This is a genomic window from Streptomyces sp. NPDC045899 (assembly GCF_056431485.1).
In genome coordinates this window covers 168,590-183,339 of sequence record NZ_JBWKKP010000014.1, presented here as the reverse complement: position 1 = coordinate 183,339, position 14,750 = coordinate 168,590, and the positions used below count along the sequence as shown (strand labels likewise).

Annotated in this window: 13 protein-coding genes and 1 pseudogene; 8 read left to right on the top strand and 6 right to left on the bottom strand. The window is 71.6% G+C overall.

The genetic code is table 11. The features are described from left to right. Positions 1–4: 4 nt before the first annotated feature. Complete coding sequence (locus AC07FT_RS22115) at positions 5–1,183, bottom strand: AAA family ATPase (RefSeq protein WP_479177737.1); 1,179 nt, start codon at positions 1,181–1,183, stop codon at positions 5–7. Between the two features lie 47 nt (positions 1,184–1,230). Further along, the gene (locus tag AC07FT_RS22110) at positions 1,231–1,971 is read right to left on the bottom strand and encodes an SDR family NAD(P)-dependent oxidoreductase (RefSeq protein WP_479177736.1); all 741 of its coding nucleotides are present in this window, start codon (positions 1,969–1,971) and stop codon (positions 1,231–1,233) included. Positions 1,972–2,189: 218 nt separating this feature from the next. Between AC07FT_RS22110 and AC07FT_RS22105 the strand changes: the two genes are divergently transcribed. Then, positions 2,190–3,023 carry an SDR family oxidoreductase gene (locus AC07FT_RS22105; RefSeq protein WP_479177735.1) on the top strand — a complete coding sequence of 278 codons (834 nt, stop codon included), beginning with the start codon at positions 2,190–2,192 and terminating at the stop codon, positions 3,021–3,023. A 28-nt stretch (positions 3,024–3,051) separates the two neighbouring features. Here AC07FT_RS22105 and AC07FT_RS22100 read toward each other — a convergent pair whose 3' ends face one another. The 3 genes and pseudogenes from AC07FT_RS22100 to AC07FT_RS22090 form a co-directional block, all read right to left on the bottom strand. Continuing rightward, a complete protein-coding gene (locus tag AC07FT_RS22100) occupies positions 3,052–4,461 on the bottom strand; it encodes an FAD-binding protein (protein ID WP_479177734.1) in 1,410 nt (469 codons plus the stop codon). A 194-nt stretch (positions 4,462–4,655) separates the two neighbouring features. Next, complete coding sequence (locus AC07FT_RS22095) at positions 4,656–5,915, bottom strand: acyltransferase family protein (RefSeq protein ID WP_479177733.1); 1,260 nt, start codon at positions 5,913–5,915, stop codon at positions 4,656–4,658. A gap of 378 nt (positions 5,916–6,293) precedes the next feature. After that, positions 6,294–7,176 (bottom strand): annotated as a pseudogene (locus AC07FT_RS22090) (aminotransferase class V-fold PLP-dependent enzyme). Positions 7,177–7,484: 308 nt separating this feature from the next. Here AC07FT_RS22090 and AC07FT_RS22085 point away from each other — a divergent pair. The 4 genes from AC07FT_RS22085 to AC07FT_RS22070 all read left to right on the top strand — a co-directional run bounded on the left by AC07FT_RS22085 (position 7,485) and on the right by AC07FT_RS22070 (position 11,631). Continuing rightward, positions 7,485–8,813, top strand: coding sequence for an AI-2E family transporter (locus AC07FT_RS22085; RefSeq protein ID WP_479177732.1), 1,329 nt, complete (start codon positions 7,485–7,487; stop codon positions 8,811–8,813). Positions 8,814–8,924: 111 nt separating this feature from the next. Further along, positions 8,925–9,374 carry an RrF2 family transcriptional regulator gene (locus tag AC07FT_RS22080; protein ID WP_254750024.1) on the top strand — a complete coding sequence of 150 codons (450 nt, stop codon included), beginning with the start codon at positions 8,925–8,927 and terminating at the stop codon, positions 9,372–9,374. A 74-nt stretch (positions 9,375–9,448) separates the two neighbouring features. Beyond that, a complete protein-coding gene (locus tag AC07FT_RS22075; protein WP_479177731.1) occupies positions 9,449–10,654 on the top strand; it encodes a globin domain-containing protein in 1,206 nt (401 codons plus the stop codon). A gap of 158 nt (positions 10,655–10,812) precedes the next feature. Continuing rightward, a complete protein-coding gene (locus tag AC07FT_RS22070) occupies positions 10,813–11,631 on the top strand; it encodes a class I SAM-dependent methyltransferase (protein ID WP_479177730.1) in 819 nt (272 codons plus the stop codon). Positions 11,632–11,682: 51 nt separating this feature from the next. Here AC07FT_RS22070 and AC07FT_RS22065 read toward each other — a convergent pair whose 3' ends face one another. After that, the gene (locus tag AC07FT_RS22065; protein ID WP_479177729.1) at positions 11,683–12,501 is read right to left on the bottom strand and encodes a CPBP family glutamic-type intramembrane protease; all 819 of its coding nucleotides are present in this window, start codon (positions 12,499–12,501) and stop codon (positions 11,683–11,685) included. Between AC07FT_RS22065 and AC07FT_RS22060 the strand changes: the two genes are divergently transcribed. From AC07FT_RS22060 to AC07FT_RS22050, 3 genes are all read left to right on the top strand, one after another. Next, entirely contained in the window at positions 12,491–12,673 is a 183-nt protein-coding gene (locus AC07FT_RS22060; protein ID WP_479177728.1) for a hypothetical protein, read from the top strand. The genes AC07FT_RS22065 and AC07FT_RS22060 overlap by 11 nt on opposite strands. Positions 12,674–12,756: 83 nt before the next feature. Further along, positions 12,757–14,037: a sensor histidine kinase gene (locus AC07FT_RS22055; protein WP_479177727.1), complete on the top strand. Its 1,281-nt coding sequence runs from the start codon at positions 12,757–12,759 to the stop codon at positions 14,035–14,037. Further along, a complete protein-coding gene (locus AC07FT_RS22050) occupies positions 14,034–14,711 on the top strand; it encodes a response regulator (protein WP_471200025.1) in 678 nt (225 codons plus the stop codon). The genes AC07FT_RS22055 and AC07FT_RS22050 overlap by 4 nt, the downstream gene beginning before the upstream one ends. Positions 14,712–14,750: the final 39 nt, after the last annotated feature.

Below are 14,750 nucleotides of genomic sequence, written 5' to 3'. Positions count from 1 at the left end.
CACCTCACCGCTTGGGCCAATACCACAGGGGCTCGTCAAGGGTGCCCTGTCCATCCACCAGTGTCCGGCCCGCCTCTTTGACCAGTTCGATGGTGTTCACCTCGGTGCGGGAGGTCCCCGCCCCGTCCGCGAGGGCGGCGGCCAGCGGACGGGAGTGGGTGACCACCACGATCTGGGTCTTGTCGCACGCGGTCAGGATGAGACCGGCCAGTGCCCCGAGCAGTTCGGGGTGCAGGCTGGTCTCGGGCTCGTTGAGCACGAGCAGGTCCGGTGGGCGCGGGGTGAGCAGCGCGGCCGCCCACAACAGATAGCGCAGGGTGCCGTCGGACAGTTCGGGTGCGCCCAGCGGACGCAGCAACCCGTGCTGCCTCAGGGCGAGTTCGAAGCGTCCGCCGCGATCGCCGACCTCCACGCGGCTGCCGGGGAAGGCCGCGTCGACGGCGGCGTCGAGCGCGTCGCCATCACCGATCTCCCGGATGGTCTGGAGTGCCGAGGCCACGTTGGCGCCGTCGGAGGCGAGGACCGGTGAGCGGGTGCCGACCTGAGCGGCCCGGGCGGGGGCGTGGGCATCGGTGCGTACGTGGTCGTAGAAGCGCCAGGACCGGACGTGTTCACGGACCTCGAGCACATCGGGGGCGCGCTGCGGATCGGCGAGTTCGCTGAGCATGCTGTCGTAGGGGCGTACGGCGCCCTGGGTGCGGTTCCACTCCCCCGATGCGTCCCGGGTGCGGACGGCGGGGCCCGCGCGTTCGGAGAGCAGGGTCGCGGGGCGCAGCACGGGGCCGCTCCACACGCTCTCCCGCTTGATCTCCGGGTCGAGGTCGAACATGGAGCAGGACGGGGTGGGATGGCCGAAGTCGACGGCGTAGCCGAACGCGTCACCGGCGAAGCCGAGGCGCAGGCTGACCGGTTCGGACCGGACGGTGCCCTGGATCGGATGGCGGCCTTCCCGGACGGCACGCGCCGAGGTCTCGGGTCCGGCCCACAGCGCGGACGGCAGTCCGCCCTCCCGGGCGAGCGCGGCGACCGCTCCCCCGCGCGCGGCGTCGGCGAGCAGGCGGAGGGACCGGTAGAGGCTGGACTTGCCGGTGCCGTTGGCGCCGGTGACCACGGTCAGTCGGCCAAGGGGGACGACCAGTCGGCGCAGCGACCGGTAGTTCTCGACGGCGAGTGTGGTGATCACATCGCCCAGGCTATGTCACCGCCGCACCGGTGGTCGGGGGCGGGCCGTCAGCTGAGGGCCAGTTCCCCGCCCCGGGCTTCGAGGACCGTACCGGTGATGTAGCTGGAGCGCGGGGAGACGAGGAAGACGACCGCTTCGGCGATCTCCTCGGGCTCCGCGGCCCTCCCCAGGATGGTGGTCCGTCCCAGGGCCTGGAGGATGTCCTCGCCCATCTCCACCGTGCCGGGGGTGCGGGCCGGACCGGAGCGCACGGCGTTCACCCGTACTCCCTGGGGACCGAACTCATCGGCCCAGACGCCGGTGAGCAGTTCCAGCGCGGCCTTGGAGGCGCCGTACACCCCGGCGCCGCGTGCGGGGGTGGTGGCGGCCACGGTGCTCATGTTGACGATGGTCCCGCGGCCCCGGGACGCCATACCGGGGGCGAGCACCCCGACCAGCAGCAGCGGGGCAAGGGTGTTGACCGCCAGGTGGGTGTCGAACATCTCGGTGGTGGTCTCCGGGGTGTCGGCGAAGCGGTAGATGCCCGCGTTGTTCACCAGGATGTCGATCTCACCCGCCTCGGCGGCCAGCCGGAGCACGGCGTCGGGATCGGCGAGGTCGGCCGCGATGAACCGGGCCCGCCCTCCCGCGGCGCGGATGTCCTCGACGACACCGGCACCCCGTTGCGCATCACGGCCGTGTACCACCACCTCGGCCCCCAGCGCGGCGAGGCGCAGGGCGACCGTACGGCCGATTCCCGCGGTGCCGCCGGTGACCAGGGCGGTGGATCCGCTCAGTTCCGTACTCACGCGCACACTCCTCGACAGGGCCGTCATCCGGTGGTGGGGGCGGGGAATCCGACAGTCGAGGTCTACCCCACAGCGGCACGGCGTGGCGGACGGCCCGCCGCCCTGGGGCCGAACGGGCCAGGCGCGCGGTTCGCCCCGTTCACCGTCTCCTCACCGTCTCCACGCGAGGACGCGGTGAGGAGTTGTCGGCCCGGCGATCGATCGCGATGATCCTCCCCATGACCACCAGCCCCGAAGGTTCTCGTCACCTCCAAGGCCCGGACCTGCCGGACAGCGGCGGCGGTCACGCGGTCTCCGGCCCCGTCCGCCCGCTCGCGCTGGTCACCGGGGTGGGCCGTACCGTGGGCATCGGGGCGGGTGTCGCCCGGGAGCTGGCGAGATCGGGCTGGGACATCGCCTTCACCTACTGGCGCTCCTACGACGAGCGGATGCCCTGGGGCGTCGAGCCCGGGGCCACCGACGCCATCGGTGACGCGCTCGGGGAACTCGGGGCGGCCACGGCGGCGATCGAGGCGGACCTCGCCGATCCGGACGCCCCCGCGCGGATCTTCGACGAGGCCGAGGCCCGGCTGGGCGGTGTCACCGCCCTGGTGATGTGCCACTGCGAGTCGGTCGACTCGGGACTGCTCGACACCACCGTGGAGAGCTTCGACCGGCACTTCGCCGTCAACGCACGCGCCACCTGGCTGCTGATCCGTGAGTACGGGCGGCGGTTCGCCGGGGTGCCGGGCAGCGGCCGGATCGTCGCGCTCACCAGTGACCACACCGCCGGAAACCTTCCGTACGGTGCGAGCAAGGGCGCTCAGGACCGCATCACCCTGGCGGCCGCCCACGAACTCGCGCATCTCGGGGTCACGGCCAATGCCATCAACCCCGGTCCGGTGGACACCGGCTGGATGTCCGAACAGGTGCGGGAGGTCTGCCGGGAGCGGATACCGCTGGGCAGGCTCGGCACTCCGCACGACACCGCCCACCTGGTGGACTTCCTCTGTTCGCCGCGCGGTCAGTGGATCAACGGCCAGCTGCTGATGAGCAACGGCGGACTCGTGTGACGGAGTGAACCGGTGGGCCGCGGGCCGGCTACCGTCCGGTCATCCCCGCGGTGGCCCGACGCGGTTTGATGTTGTGGTTGAACCGGAAGACGTTGTCGGGGTCGTACCGGGCCTTCACCTCGGCCAGTCGCCCGTGGTTCTCGGGTCCGAAGCCCGCGATGACACGGTCCTCACCCTCGGCGCCGATGAAGTTGAGATACACCGCGCCACTGGACCACGGCTGGACGTCTTCACGCGTGGCACGCGCCCAGCGGCGGGCACGGTCGTCGTCGTCCGGGTCCTCCCACAGTCCGAAGGGGTGCACGATCCACGGCGCTCCGCGCCAGGGCACCGGATAGTCCGCGGGTCCCCTGGCCACCGCCCCGCCCTGGGGGAACAGAACGTGCTGGGAGGGGGAAGGGACGACCATGTCCGCGGCGCGGGCGCAGAAGAGGCTCACCGCCGGGTCGGGGAACGCGTCCAGGTACTCGGCCGACCAGTAGTTCCGGTAGCCGGGCGGGTCGTCGAGCATGCACTGCAGATCGGCGTACGGCAGTTCCGTGATCATCTCGGCCTGGTGGCCGAGGCGCAGCAATGGCGCGGCGACGGAACGGGCCTGCTGTTCCCGGCCGACGTAGGTGATGACAGCGGCGCAGACGAGCTTGTCGACCATGTCCCCGGGGACGAAGTCCTCCGGCGGAGCGGTCAGGTAGAGGAAGCCACCGCCGATCTCGTCCGGCGCCGACTCCAGGAAGTCGCGGTAGGCGCAGGCCACGTCCCGCCCCGCGCCGGGGCGCCACATCAGCAGCATGGCGGTGACGACGGGGAGCGGGTGCAGACGGAGCGCGAAGGAGGTGGCCACACCGAAGTTGCCGCCACCTCCGTGCAGGGCCCAGAAGAGTTCGGGGTTCTCGTCCTCGCTGGTGTGCAGCGCCTCGCCCTGCGCGGTGACGAGGTCCACGGACAGCAGGTTGTCACAGGCCAGGCCGAAGGCTCGGTCCAGCCAGCCGGTGCCGCCGCCCAGGACGAAGCCGCCGACGCCGGTGGTCGACACCCGGCCACCGGTGGTGGCCAGCTCATGCGGTTCGGTCGCCCGGTCCAGATCGCGCATCACGGCTCCGCCGCCCGCCCGTGCCACGCGGGCGTCTGGGTCGACGGTCACCGCCCGCATCCGGCGGAGGTCGATGACCAGGCCGTCGTCGCACACGGACATGCCGGCGACGCTGTGGCCACCGCCACGGACCGCGATCCGCAGTCCGTGGTCGCGGCCGAAGGAGATCGCACGGCTGACGTCGTCCTGGCTCTCACACTGGACGATCACCGCCGGCCGGCGGTCGATCATGGCGTTGAAGACGGTGCGGGCGTCGTCGTAGACCGGATCGCCCGGCACGATCGCCTCACCCGCCAGCCCTTCGCGAAGACCGGCGAGGGCCGTGCCGTCGATACCACCGGGTGTCATGGAGCCCCGCTCTCTCCCCCCGGGGTGCCGCCCGGGCTCCCGTGGGGCGCGCCGGGCCCTCCTCTTCGATCGTAACGTCGGGGCGGGCCCGGGGCACGGCCGCTCGGCCGGGCGCGGCCGCGCATCGACCGGGCGGTGGCCGTGCTCCCCGACCCGTGCGCGCCGCCGTCGGCGGTGGTGGGCGATCGCGCAGGTCAGGGCATCGGGTCCTGCTGTGGTGCCCGCACCACACGGTCATGGTCGGTGGTGTCACCTGCCGATGCGGGGTCTCCGAGATCGTCCGCCGTGGTGGCGCGCGGGGGCATGCCATCGGTCGTGGTGACCGGACGGCCGGTGCGCGGCCGGGGGCGGGACCAGCGGCGCATCATGGGCAACTCCACGGTGCGCCACAGCACCAGGGAGACGAGGACGCACAGCGTGGCCACACCGAGGGCGATGGCCGTGGCCGCGAGGGTGCCGAAGGTGCGCTCGCCGAGCAGCAGACGGATCGCGTACAGGACCGGGAAGTGGATCATGTACAGGGCGAAGGACGCCTCGCCGAGCACCACCAGTCCGCGCGTTCCGAGCCAGGTGGGGTGACGGGCGATGTCGCGGCAGGCGAGGGCGGGGATCAGCGCGGCGAGCGGCAGACAGGTGGCGGCGCCCCAGGTGTACTCGTCCGGCAGCCGGGGCTGTACCGCGAACAGGGCGATGAGGACGAGCAGTGGCCAGCGCATCCGGAGGGCGGGCCAGCGGCCCGCCCGCACGGCGAGGGCGAGCAGGATGCCCAGGACGAACTCCAGCAGCCGCACCGGCGGGAAGAAGTAGATCAGCCACCAGCGCTCCATGGACAGCGGTGTCCAACTCCCGGTCGCGGCGTCCTCGGTGACAAGCGTGACCAGCGCGGGCGTGGCGAGGACCAGTGCGGCGATCAGGAGGGTCACGGGCCGGATCCGGCGGGCGGGCAGCGCGCTCAGCGGCCGGATCAGGAACGGGAAGAGCAGATAGAAGAACGCTTCGCAGGAGATGGACCAGGTCACCGGGTTCACACTGCTGAAGTCGGCCATGTCGGGGGCCCAGGTGTGGACCAGCAGCAGGTTCTTCACGGCCTCGTCGACGGCCGGGTCCGGTACGGGGAGCAGGGTGGCCGTCCCCGTCGCCAGGAGCAGGACCAGCATGAGGGTCCAGGTCACCGCGTGGTTGGGGAAGATCTTGACGAACCGGCGTCGCCAGAAGCGTCCGGCGGTGTCGTCCGGGCGGAGGGTCCAGGCCAGGACGAAGCCGCTGAGGAGGAAGAACGAGGAGACCGCCCCGGCGCTGAGCATCTGGGACCTGCCGGCGGCCTCATAGACCGACTCGTCCGCGAACAGTCTGCCCAGCGTCAGGACATGGCCGAAAAGGACCGCGCACGCCAGGAGAAATCGATATCCGGTGAGCGAGGGAAGCCTGTCCGGCTGCGGTAAGGCGCTGGCCATGGGATGCCCTTCCGTCATGTGGGGAGCGAACCGGAATGAGCATGCCCGGGAATGGATCCCGGAGTACAGCACGCGCGGGGGAAAGTGTTTACGAGTGACGCCGGGAAAGGGCGGCCGAGGGCACACCACGGTCACCGCCCGCCCCGCGCCCTCTCCGTGCCCGGTTCGCCCGGTGGCGGCGCTCGATGACGGGTCGCCAGGTCATGACGCGGAGCGCGAGGGCGCCACCCCGGCGCATGCGCCGCGGCGTGCGAAACCGCCGACGGCACAGCCACGGAATCGGGGCTTCCGTGTGCGCCGGGGCGCGGTGGGACACACCGTCGCACCCCGGCGCTCCCTCCGGTGGCCGGGTTCGCCAGGCCGACGGGACGGGGCGTCTCAGAGGTGCGTGACCGGCTTGCGCAGGAAGTCGGACAGGCCGTTGAGCAGCAGGTCCACCGCATCGGCGCTGGTGTGGGGAGCCAGTCCGACCCGGAGCCCTCCGGTGTCGCCGAGCCCCAGCCTGCGGGACGCTTCCAGGGGCGTAGAAGGAGCCTGACGGGGCGTCGACACCACGGGCGGCGAGGAAGCGGTGGGCGTCGGCGGTGTCATCTCCGTCGACGCTCAGCAGCAGGGTCGGCGTGCGGTGTGCGGCCCGGGAGTGGACGGTGATCGCGTCGAAGACCGCTTCCGGCGGTCACCCCGGGCCGAAGGGTCGAGACCCGCCAGGAAATCCACCGCGGCTCTCGTCCCGGCGAGAAATTCATGAGGAAGAGTGCCGAATTCAAAACGCTCGGGGACGGCGTCGGGCGACGGCAGGAGTTTGTCCGGACTCAGAGTTTCTCGGATTTCCGGACGGCTCGCCAGAACGCCGAGATGAGGGCCCAGGAATTTACACGGGGAGCAGGCGAGGAAATCGGCTCCGAGCCGGTCGATATCGACATGGGCGTGCGCGGTGCGGTGCACGCCGTCGACGTACAGAAGCGCTCCGGCCGCATGGACCCCGGTCGCCGGGTCGAAGTCGGCCCAGCGCACGGTGGCACCCGCCACCGCCGCCGCCTGTACCCACGGCCGGATGTTGGCGTCGTGGTCCAGACGTGAGACCACGATCTCGTCACCCGGGATCCAGGTCTTGGCGAAGGTGCGGGAGAAGTCGTACGTCAGCTGGGTGGCGCTGCGGCCGAAGATGACGGCGGCCGGATCCGCGCGTCCCGTCGAAGTGCGTCGATCCGGCCTCGAGAGCGGGGAACTGTGCGCGGACGGCGGCGATGTCGTACGTCATGGGCGCCTCCTTGGACGGGTGATCGATGATGGAACCGCCGCGGGTCGGGGGAACACCGTGACCCGCCGCTCCCACCACGGGCTCCGGACACCGGGGCCGTGCGCACCCCGGCACGACCCACCACGACCGGAGACGACCGGACCCGGCCGGGCGCGGCCGGGCGCGATCCGCCGCGCCCGGTGAGAGGTGCCGCACTCCCGGACTCCCGCCCTGCTTCAATCGGTGTGTTCAGAACCAATCGGATAGAACAACTGAGTCCGCACACCTTCCTCGCGAAGGGCCGGGACGCAGAAGGCGGTGGCGCCGACGTGAGCAGCGGGTCTCTCCCTCCGTCCGACGGGCCGGAGCGCGGCGGGACGGCGGCCGGTGGGGAGGGTCCGGCGGCTGATGGGGATGCGCCGCGGCGCCCACGCCCCGCGCGCCGGGCAGCCACCGCCGGGGGCCGTGGGCGCCGCACCAGGCGGACGGCGTCGGCCCGCGCGCGCTCCGCCGGGTCCCCGGCGGTCGCCACGACCACGCGCGGCGCGGACGAGGACGGCGGGCTGGTCCATCCAGGGCTGCGACTGGCCGCGGCGTACGCGTGGCGGATCCTGGTCGTCGGGGCGGCCGTCTACCTGGCCTTCACGGTACTGGGGCGCTTCGAACTGGTGGCGATCGCGGTGTTCCTGGCCCTGGTGGCCACGGCCCTGCTGCGCCCGCTGGCCGATCTGCTGGCGCGCGTGGCGCCCCGGCCCCTGGCGGTCGCGCTCGCGGTGTTCGGCAGCCTGTTCCTGGTCCTGGGACTGCTGGCCCTGGTGGGCAGCGCGGCGGCGGGCGAGGCGAGCTCCCTGGTGGGTGAGTTCCGCGGGGGCATCGGCCGGATCGAACGCTGGCTGGAGGGGCCACCGTTCCATGTCCGGCCCGGCACGCTGGCCGGGCTGCACGACCGGCTCAATTCCTTTGTCTCCCGCAACCGCGGAGCCCTCATCAGCAGGGCGCTCAGCAGTGCGGGCCATGTGGTGGAGGCGCTGACGGCGGCGGTTCTGGCGCTGTTCTGCTCGATCTTCTTCGTCCACTCCGGCGACCGGATGTGGCGGTGGTTCCGCGGGCAGCTCCCGGAGGCCGCGCGGTCCCCGTGGGACCGCGCGGGGCGCGCGGCCTGGAGCACGTTCGCCGGATACACCCGGGGCATCATTTTGGTGGCGGCCACCAACGCGGCCATCGTCGGGGTCGCGCTGTTCCTGCTGCGGGTGCCACTGGCCCTGCCGCTGACCCTGCTGGTGTTCTTCGCCACCTTCGTCCCCCTGATCGGCTCACCGATCGCGCTCGCCGTGGCCACGGTGGTGGCACTGGCGGGGCGGGGCCCGGTGATCGCCGCGGTGGTGCTGGCACTCATCGTCCTCGTCGGACAGTTTGAGGGGCACGTACTGCATCCGCTGGTGATGAGCTGGGCGGTCCGGCTGCATCCGGTGGTGGTCGCCATCTCGGTCATCGCCGGCAGCATCGTCGCGGGGGTGGTCGGGGCGGTGGTGGCCGTGCCCATGGTGTCCGTGGCGTGGTCGGTGACGCGCGCGCTGCGCGACCCTCCGCCCGACGGGCACAGGACGGAGTCCGCGGACGGACCGGCCGCCGAGGAGGTCGGCCCCGGCCGGATCTGACAGGGCTTCGGGCCTGGGCCGCGGGGCCGGACCGAGTGCCCGCCCCTTCCGTGCCGTTCCGACCCGCACCCTTAAGTTGCATCTCAGATTCGCATTATCTACTCTGCTGCCATGCGGCTGACGAAGTCAACGGATCTGGCCCTCCGGGCGATCATGCGCCTCGCGGTGACCGGCGACGAGCCGTGCACCGCGCGGCGGATCGCCGAGGAGATGCAGGTTCCGTACAGCCATCTGGCCAAAGTGGCCGCCCGGCTCCAGCACCTCGGCCTGATCGAGACCCGGCGGGGGCGCGGCGGGGGGCTGGCACTCACCGGGACCGGACGCACCGCTTCGATCGGGCAACTGGTCCGGGAGCTCGAAGGCGTCGGCGATGTCGTCGACTGCGAGGGGGACACCCCCTGCCCGCTGCGCCAGGGCTGCCGGCTGCGGATGGCGCTGCGCCGGGCACAGGAGGCGTTCTACGCCACCCTCGACCCACTGACGGTCGACGATCTGGTCGCCTCCCCCACCGGTCCGGTCCTGCTGGGACTGGTGGGTCGCGGCCCCGGCCTGTCCCCCTGATCACGGGAGCTCCGCCATGCCGGACTTCTTCACGCCATTAAATACGAATCTCATATACCAATTAGGAGCCTCTCATGCTCTCCCCGAAGTCGGCTGAGACCGTCCGCGCCACGCTGCCCGCCGTCGGCGAGGCCATCGGCACCATCACCGACCTCTTCTACCGGAGGCTGTTCGAGGCCCACCCCGAGCTGCTGCGACACCTGTTCAACCGCGGCAACCAGGCTGCGGGAACCCAGCGGCAGGCCCTCGCCGGGGCACTCGCCGCGTTCGCCACCGCCCTGGTGGAACAACCCGGCGTCCGCCCCGACGCCATGCTCGGCCGGATCGCGCACAAGCACGCCTCGCTGGCCGTGACCCCCGCGCAGTATCCGATCGTGCACCGCCACCTGTCCGCCGCCATCGCGGAGGTGCTCGGCGACGCGGTCACCGAGGAGGTGGCCGCCGCCTGGGACGAGGTCTACTGGCTGATGGCCAACGCCCTGATCGAGATCGAACGGCGGCTGTACGCCGAGCAGGGGGCGCTGGCCGGGGGCACGTGGCGCCCGTGGACCGTGGTCGCGCGGGTCCAGGAGACCCCGGATGTGGTCACCTTCCGGATCCGGCCCGCGGACGACCGCCCGGCCCCGGCCTTCCGGGCCGGACAGTATGTCTCGGTCCAGGTCGAACTGGCCGACGGAGCACGGCAGATACGCCAGTACAGCCTGACCAGCGCACCCGGTTCGACGGTGCGCTCCTTCACCGTCAAGCGGGCGCAGGAGGGGCGGGGGCCGGCGGGTGAGGTCTCGGGTCACCTGCACGACCGCGTCCGAGTGGGCGACGTGCTCAGCGTCTCGGCACCGTACGGCGATGTCGTACTCGACACCACCGGCAGCGACACACCGCTGCTGCTGGTCTCGGCAGGAATCGGATGCACCCCGATGGTCGCGATGCTGGAGGACCTCGTCGACCGGGGACACCAGGGCCCGGTGACCGTCGTCCACGCCGACCGCTCGGCAACCGCCCACGCGCTGCGCCCCGACCAGGAACGACTGGTCACCAAACTGGCCGACGGCACGGCCCACTTCTGGTACGAGCGGGCGGAGGCGGACCGGCCGGAGGCGCACACCGGACGGGTCGACCTCTCCACGATCGCGGTCCCCGAGGACGCACACGTCTATCTGTGCGGCCCGCTGCCCTTCATGCGGACCGTCCGCGCCCAGCTGCTGGACCGGGGTGTACGCCCCGCCGCCGTCCACTACGAGGTCTTCGGCCCCGATCTGTGGCTGGCCGCCCAGGACTGACACCGCGGCGGGCCGCGGAGTTGGCGGGAAGTACTCGAACAGCCCAGGGCACGGTCGCCTTCGCCAGGGAAGACGTGGGACCGTACGCACACGGACGCTGACACTCCGTGCCCGATTCCATTTCAGGGCCGCCGGTACCCCCCATCGACCGAGGAACCATGGATCAGGAAAAGATCACTCTCAGCGGCACTCAGGAGACCATGCTGGCCACGCTCTACGCCAGAGCGGTGGACAGCCGCTCACCGGATACCGTCCTGGGCGACACCGCCGCCCAGGCGGCGGTGGAGCGCGTCGCCTACGACTTCGGCAAAACGGGGATGACGGCCACGACGGCGGTGGGCGTGGCGCTGCGGGCCAAACAGCTCGACGACTGGACCACCGAGTTCCTGGCGGAGCGTCAGAAGGCCACCGTGCTGCACCTGGCCTGTGGTCTGGACACCCGTGTCCAGCGGCTCGATCCGCCGTCGTCGGTGCGCTGGATCGACGTCGACTTCCCGGACGTCGTCGAACTGCGCCGGCGGCTCCTCCCGGTGCCGTCGGGTGACTACGAGATGGTCGCCTCCTCGGTGACCGACGACGCGTGGCTGGATGAGGTGCCCGACGACCGGCCGACCGTGGCGGTCTTCGAGGGCCTGACGATGTATCTGACCGAGGAGGAGGGCAAACGGCTGATCCAGCGGATCACCGGCCGCTTCCCCAGCGGGCAGCTGCTGTTCGACTGCTACGGCTCCCTGGGCATCAGACTCCAGAAGTGCGTTCCGGCGGTGCGCAACGCCGGGGCGACACTCCACTGGGGGCTGGACGACCCGTATGAGCTGGAGGGCTGGCACGACGGACTGACCTGTCTGGACGCGGTACGCAGCGTGGACATGCCGGGGCTGGAGAAGATGCCCGCCCCGGGTCGGATGAGCATGAAGGTGATGGCCCATCTGCCCGGCTTCCGGGATGTGGGCCGCATCCTGCGCTACCGCTTCTGACCGGACACCGTCCGGCGCCGGATGGTCCCGGCGCCGGACGGTGGCGATGCCTCACCGCGTCGGCACGCCCCGAGGCGGTCCTACCCGCAGCCGGTATCCGGCCCACAGGGCGAGCGCGGCCACGGGAAGGGTGGGGAGTATCGAGGTGACGATGGCACCGTGGGCGGGGCCGTGGCCGTCGTCGGTGGTGAGCAACTGCCCGGTGAGCAGGAAGAGCACCATGTTGTTCCCCGCATGGGCCAGGCTCGCCACCCATACCGTGCCACTGCGCAGATACAGCCAGGCGAGGACGACTTCCTGGCACAGGAACATGACGGTCCACACCGCCAGACCGAGAACCACGTTCGAGAAGTGGACGTAACCGATGAAGGCCAGCGGAAAGTGCCAGCACGCCCAGATCAGACCCGTGGCGACGATGGACGGCAGCGGACGGCCGCCGAACAACCGCGGCCGCAGATAGCTCGTCCAGCCGAACTCCTCACCCCAGTACAGCGGGGTGAGAAGGGGAAGGACCAGCATCAGGCCGATCACCGCCACCCACCCCGGCATCCCCGGCGACAGCTCGTCCAGGGACGACAGCTCCGGATGCCACAGGCCGAGCACGGCCGCACACCCCATGGTCACCGCCGCGATGGCCAGCGGACCGAGCCACGCGATGAGGTAGTACGCCCAGGCGGACCGCAGACGGAACGCGAGTCCCGCGTCGGCGAACCCCTCCCGGGTGACCCAGCGCCGGACCACCACGGCCGCGACGCCCGGCACGCAGAAGGCCGGGAGTTGCAGCAGCGGGTTCAGCGCCGAGAGGCCGAGGAGGGTGTGGCCGATCAGAAGCCAGAGCCAGGTGCCCGCGAAGGACAGGATGAGGAACACCACCCGTCCTCGGGTCGATGACGGCGTGGTGGCCGGTGGTGGCGGTGGGGTGGTCCGGGGGATCCCGGTGGTGGTCGACGGCATCGATGTTCGCCCTTCATATCGCTTCGACGGGTTGGCAGCGCAGAAGGTGTCATGCGGTGACAGCCGGACACATCGCCGCCCGGAGTGAACTCCACCTCGCTCACATCAGGGATATGAACTGGCTCTTGGGAGGGAGGCGGCCCGAACCGGCCCGCGGCTACTGTGCGGACCATGCACACGTTGATCCGTCCGACGTTCACGGCGGCCACCCTCCGGGGCTGGGCCCATGCGCTGCTCGGGGCGGCCTTGAGCGTGCCACCGCTGACGGCCGCCGTCCTGTCGGCTCCGCCCCGGTGGCAGCTTCCGGCCCGTATCGCGGGCTTCACCCTCGCGCTGGTCGTCGTGGTCACCGCCCTGGGCGCGCCGCGCGGCGCACGCCGCGGCTGTGTAGGGCTGGCCAATCGCCTGCTGGGCACCGGACTTCCGCTCCCCGCCGCCGAGTCACCGCGATCCCGGTGGGCCAACCGGCTGCGTACCACGGCATGGCTGGTGCCGCATATGGCGGTGGGGGTGGCGGTGACCGCGGTGACGGGTCTGCTCGTCTTCGGCGCCGTGGCGTTTCCGGCGGTGTGGTGGGGCGGTGGCGGAGAGATCGCCGTCCTCGAGGGCCGGGTCACCGTACCCGCGGGCCGCGCGGGGCTGTGGACCCCCCTGGTCTCCGTGGTGTGCCTGCTGTGCGCCGGATACACGACGGCGGTCGGAACGGCGGCGCTGCGGCTGCTGGCCCCGGTCTTCCTCGACCACCGGCCCGCCGAGCGGCTGGCCGCGGCCGAGGAACGGATGGATGTGCTGAGGGAACGGAACCGGCTGGCCCAGGAGTTGCACGACTCCATCGGGCACACGCTCACCGCGTCGACCATCCAGGCCGCGGTGGCCGGGGAGCTGCTGGAGCGTGATCCGCACGCGGCGCGCCGGGCACTCACCAGCATCGAGGAGACATCACGCGCGGCCATGGATGACCTGGACCATGTGCTGGGCGCGCTCCGCGACGAGCAGGCGCCGAAGGCACCGCAGCGCACCCTGGCCGATCTCGACGCCCTCGTGGAGTCGGTGCGGCAGGCGGGCGCCGAGCTACGGATGGAGCGCGGTGGCGATCTCGGGCAGGTGCCGGCGGCCGTGTCCCGGGAGGCCTACCGCATCGCACAGGAGGGTCTGACCAACGCGTTGCGGTACGGCGAGAGGACGGGGATGCGGCTACGGGTCGAAGTGCGCCGCGGACGGCTGGAGGTGGAACTCGTCAATCTGGTCCGCCCTGGGGGCGATGGCCCGGCGGCCCGCGGGAACGGACGGTCCGGTCAGGGGCGTCAGGGGCTGAAGGGGATCGCCGAACGGGTGCGGCTGCTGCGCGGTGAGGTGTCCGCGGGTCCCGTGAACGAACCGCACGACGGAGGGGCGGCGGACGTGGCGCGGTGGCGGCTGATGGCACGGCTGCCGCTGGGAGCGGGGCGATGAGCGCGACGGACGCGGCGGATCCGGTGAACAGCACCGTGCGTGTGCTCGTGGTCGACGATGAGGAACTGACCCGGACCGGACTGCGCACGCTGCTGTCCGCCAAGCCCGGCCTCACGGTCGTCGGCGAGGCGGCGGACGGCTCCGAAGTGCTGCCGCTGGTGAAGGCGTTGCGCCCCGATATCGTCCTGATGGACGTGCGGATGCCCACCCTCAACGGCATCGAGGCGACCCGGCAGTTGCGGACGACACTGTCCGAGCCGCCGAAGGTCATCGTGATCACCACCTTCGAGAACGATGCGTACGTCTACGACGCGCTGGAGGCGGGCGCCGACGGTTTCATCCGCAAGCGGGCTCCGTCACAGCAGATCGCCCAGGCCATCCATCTGGTGGCGACCGGCGACTCGATGCTCTTCCCCGACGCCGTACGCCGTCTGGCCACCGGTCGGCCGGTACGGCCGGAGGCGGCGGCTCGGGCCGCCGCACTCACCCGCCGGGAGACGGAGATCCTCCGGCAGATGGCGCGGGGGCTGTCCAATCAGGAGATCGCGGACGAGCTGACCGTGAGCCTGGAGACGGTCAAGACGCATGTGGGCAATGTGCTGGCGAAGCTGGGCGCCGGGAACCGGACGCAGGCGGTGATCCTGGCCTTCCAGGCCGGGCTGGCCCCGCACTGAAATTCGCGGGCACGCTGTCAGGGGTCGGCCGTACGGTGA

Bases quoted from the DNA above. Each gene is read 5' to 3' on its own strand.
- AC07FT_RS22105 (WP_479177735.1), top strand. From the start codon at position 2,190: ATGACCACCAGCCCCGAAGGTTCTCGTCACCTCCAAGGCCCGGACCTG.
- AC07FT_RS22100 (WP_479177734.1), bottom strand. From the start codon at position 4,461: ATGACACCCGGTGGTATCGACGGCACGGCCCTCGCCGGTCTTCGCGAA.
- AC07FT_RS22095 (WP_479177733.1), bottom strand. From the start codon at position 5,915: ATGGCCAGCGCCTTACCGCAGCCGGACAGGCTTCCCTCGCTCACCGGA.
- AC07FT_RS22080 (WP_254750024.1), top strand. From the start codon at position 8,925: ATGCGGCTGACGAAGTCAACGGATCTGGCCCTCCGGGCGATCATGCGC.
- AC07FT_RS22075 (WP_479177731.1), top strand. From the start codon at position 9,449: ATGCTCTCCCCGAAGTCGGCTGAGACCGTCCGCGCCACGCTGCCCGCC.
- AC07FT_RS22070 (WP_479177730.1), top strand. From the start codon at position 10,813: ATGGATCAGGAAAAGATCACTCTCAGCGGCACTCAGGAGACCATGCTG.
- AC07FT_RS22060 (WP_479177728.1), top strand. From the start codon at position 12,491: ATGAGGAACACCACCCGTCCTCGGGTCGATGACGGCGTGGTGGCCGGT.
- AC07FT_RS22055 (WP_479177727.1), top strand. From the start codon at position 12,757: ATGCACACGTTGATCCGTCCGACGTTCACGGCGGCCACCCTCCGGGGC.
- AC07FT_RS22050 (WP_471200025.1), top strand. From the start codon at position 14,034: ATGAGCGCGACGGACGCGGCGGATCCGGTGAACAGCACCGTGCGTGTG.